Below are 2,883 nucleotides of genomic sequence, written 5' to 3' on the forward strand. Positions count from 1 at the left end.
CGAGGATGTGGTGCGGCGCGGCGTCGAGCGCGGCGCTGGCGAGGGCGACGTGGATCGGCGCTTCGTCGAACAGGACTTCGAAGGCGCCGAGCGGCGTGCCGTCGAGGAGCAGCGGGACGACCGGGAAGTGTTCGACGCCGCCGCGCTGCCGCTGCACGGCGAGCGCGTGCTTCAGCTCCTTGCCGACCCAGGTTGATTGATGGGCGCGCGGCGAGATGAGGACGAGGACGCCGGACGAGCGGGTTATCGCATCGCGGATCGTCGATTCGAGCGGATCGCCGCCGTGGAAGGCGCGCGAGTCGATGGTGAGAGGCGTCTCCAGCTCGGCGAGCGCGATGCGCAACTGGCGGACGATGGCGTCGTCGCCGCTGCTGTGCGAGACAAAGTAGGTCGGAGGAAGGGTTGAGGCTTCGCTTGCGGAATCGTTCTTTGCCATCGTGGCTCTCCCAGCGCGGCGTTGGCTCCTGTTCTGCGAGCGGAGAAGTGTACGCCGGATTGCCGCGCGGCGCAGTCGTTCGTGGCGTGGTTCCGCGAGCGGCAGTCAGCGCCACCGGAGCGGCGTCGTCGCAAGCCCTTGACGTTCGTGGCCGGTCCAGTCGATGAAGTCCAGTCGCTCGTCTTCCGACCACAGCTTCGCCGCCTGTCTCTGGAATGTCGGGCTTTCGATCACCGTGGGGATCGTCGATTCCAGCGGGTCGCCGCCGCGGAGCGCACGCGAGTCGATCGTCAGCGACGTATCCAGTCCTGGCCGAAGCAGTGGCGGCCAGTGATGGCGACCGCCAACGCTCCTTTGACCCACCCATCGGGCTTGCCCGCTGCTCAGCTTGCCCAGTTCTCGACCTGCAACCCCGGGATGCGCGAAAAATCCGCCGGGTTGGCCGTAACCAGCGTCGCCTGCACGGCCAGTGCGTGTGCGCCGATGAGCTTGTCCAGCGCATTGCGCGTGCGTTGCGGGTCGGCCAGGCGAACGGCGGCGTAGGCGCGCGCGGCGTCGGCATCGAAGGGCAGCACCACGAGATCGTCGAGCACCGCGTCGAGGGCCGCACGACGCGCTGCGCCGTCGCCGCCGGCCGCGATGACGCCGAATTCGAGTTCCGCCAGGCTGATCGCCGAAAGCAGCAAGTCGCCGAAGTAGCACTCGCTCAAATGCCTGGCAAGCGCCGGATTCCCCTGCATGGCATGGATGCAGATGCTCGTGTCGAGCAGGTAACGCAGCGCTTTCATCCCGGCTCGCCATTTCCGGCTTTGGCGGCGCCCCATGTTCCCCAATCGCGCTCAAGCTCCTCGCCCGCATCGGGACGTTGGCCATCCGGAAACCATCCCAATGCGCCCATCGCCGAAAAGCTGTCAGCCAGGCCGGTAAGCCGGCGCAACGCCGGCCGGATCAGCAAGTCCCCTCCGGGCGTCGCTTCGATCTCGACTTCCTTTACTCCCGGTGGCAATTGCAGTTCCACCGGAATGCGCACCGCTTGCGAATTCCCGCTTCTGAACACCCGTGTCCGCATTCGTCGCTCCTGTATATACCGTGCGCACATGGTACTCCTTTGCCGGGACGAGTACTCCTGCGATCGAAATCGGGGTTCTCCTTGCCCAATCGGTACGGATCAGCGAGGAGTTCCGCCTGCCGCCCCAGTGCGGCCCGGCTTGCGGCGGGTTGTGATGGGCGCAAGCGCATGCCCGTTCGGCGTCTTCGTCCGGCGTAGTGCAGGCCACTGACCTTCTTCCCCGACCGTGGCGGGCGGGCGAAGAATCCCCGCGCAAATGTCTGGCGCGCATCCTTCGTTCTCATCCCGCGACGCCGCGAGGCCATGGCGCTTGCTTTTCTGATCGGAGCGCACACCGTCCAGGCGATCGCCCAGGATTTGCGAGTACACTGTTCGACGGTCAGCCGGGCAGCAAGCTGGCTCGACATGGGGGACACTTCGGTTTGGCCTCGTCCAAGGTTCTTGTCGGTCATCAAGTGCCCAAACGGGCCTCAGGCAGCCTAGCGCCGATTCGGCAAGCGGTTCGGGTTTTACGCTGCGACAGCGCCCCTGCTTGCCTCTACCTGCGAAGGATCAAGAAGCGATGGAAGCCTTTCGACAGTTCTATGAAGATGCACCGACCTCGATCGCTGTTCCCGAATCGCTGCGGCACAAGCGCCTCGAAGTCATTCTTCTGGTCCAGGAGCCACCGGCAAGCGAACCGCCTGCCGACTTGAAGTCTTTGCTCGCCGCCATGCCGGACGTCGGTGACGACGCGGACTTCAACAGGTCGCCGGACTATGGGCGCAGAGATACGGCGTGGGATTCCTGATCGACACCAACGTCCTGGCCGAACTGCGCAAGGGCGATCGCGGCGACCGCGGCGTGCAGGCCTGGTACGCGGGAGTTTCCTCCTCCGATCTGTACGTTTCGGTGATCGTCCTGGGCGAGATACGTCGGGGCGCCGAGCTGCTGCGTCGCCGTGACCCGATCGCGGCGGCAAGGCTGGACGTTTGGCTGGCGACGCTGCGCACCTCGGTGGGCAATCGTCTCCTGCCCATTTCCCCGGAAGTCGCCGATTCCTGGGGTCGTATGGGGATTCCTGATCGCTTGCCCATGGCCGATGGTTTGCTCGCCGCCACCGCGCTGGTTCATGATCTTGTGTTGGTGACTCGCAACACGCGCGATGTCGAGCGTTCTGGCGTCAAACTGCTCAATCCCTTCATCGGCCGCTGACGAACTTCGCCTTGTGCCGGCCGCTGAACTTCGTCGCCGGCCGTGGCGGGCGGGCGGGTGAACAATGCCCGCGCAACTATCTGGCGCGTAGCCTTTGTTTTCATCCCGCGACGCTACCAGTTGAGCCATCCCGAACCCAGCCCATCTTTAACATCCCATACGCATATTTCCTGCTTTCCAGGCA

Annotated in this window: 5 protein-coding genes; 2 read left to right on the forward strand and 3 right to left on the reverse strand. The window is 65.0% G+C overall.

Translation table 11 applies throughout. The features are described 5' to 3' along the window. The 3 genes from CAPSK01_RS02835 to CAPSK01_RS02850 all read right to left on the reverse strand — a co-directional run. The coding region (locus CAPSK01_RS02835; protein WP_273702984.1) for a toll/interleukin-1 receptor domain-containing protein at window positions 1-436 on the reverse strand (436 nt) is incomplete at its 3' end. Window positions 437-819: 383 nt separating this feature from the next. Beyond that, complete coding sequence (locus CAPSK01_RS02845) at window positions 820-1,224, reverse strand: type II toxin-antitoxin system VapC family toxin (RefSeq protein WP_034922235.1); 405 nt, start codon at window positions 1,222-1,224, stop codon at window positions 820-822. After that, window positions 1,221-1,505 carry a hypothetical protein gene (locus tag CAPSK01_RS02850; protein WP_034922238.1) on the reverse strand — a complete coding sequence of 95 codons (285 nt, stop codon included), beginning with the start codon at window positions 1,503-1,505 and terminating at the stop codon, window positions 1,221-1,223. Before CAPSK01_RS02850 ends, CAPSK01_RS02845 begins: the two co-directional genes overlap by 4 nt. Before the next feature lie 562 nt (window positions 1,506-2,067). Here CAPSK01_RS02850 and CAPSK01_RS02855 point away from each other — a divergent pair. Both CAPSK01_RS02855 and CAPSK01_RS02860 read left to right on the forward strand, forming a co-directional pair. Next, on the forward strand, window positions 2,068-2,295 hold the full coding sequence (locus CAPSK01_RS02855) for a hypothetical protein (protein ID WP_034922241.1): 228 nt from the start codon (window positions 2,068-2,070) through the stop codon (window positions 2,293-2,295). After that, window positions 2,283-2,699 (forward strand): type II toxin-antitoxin system VapC family toxin, encoded by a 417-nt coding sequence (locus CAPSK01_RS02860; RefSeq protein WP_034922244.1) that lies wholly within the window; start codon window positions 2,283-2,285, stop codon window positions 2,697-2,699. Before CAPSK01_RS02855 ends, CAPSK01_RS02860 begins: the two co-directional genes overlap by 13 nt. The last annotated feature ends 184 nt before the right edge of the window (window positions 2,700-2,883 follow it).

This window comes from Candidatus Accumulibacter vicinus, from assembly GCF_000584955.1.
Lineage (GTDB): Bacteria > Pseudomonadota > Gammaproteobacteria > Burkholderiales > Rhodocyclaceae > Accumulibacter > Accumulibacter vicinus.

What these genes read in the sequence shown, in the direction of transcription:
- CAPSK01_RS02845 (WP_034922235.1), bottom strand. Translation starts at nt 1,224, where the DNA reads ATGAAAGCGCTGCGTTACCTGCTCGACACGAGCATCTGCATCCATGCC.
- CAPSK01_RS02850 (WP_034922238.1), bottom strand. Translation starts at nt 1,505, where the DNA reads ATGCGGACACGGGTGTTCAGAAGCGGGAATTCGCAAGCGGTGCGCATT.
- CAPSK01_RS02855 (WP_034922241.1), top strand. Translation starts at nt 2,068, where the DNA reads ATGGAAGCCTTTCGACAGTTCTATGAAGATGCACCGACCTCGATCGCT.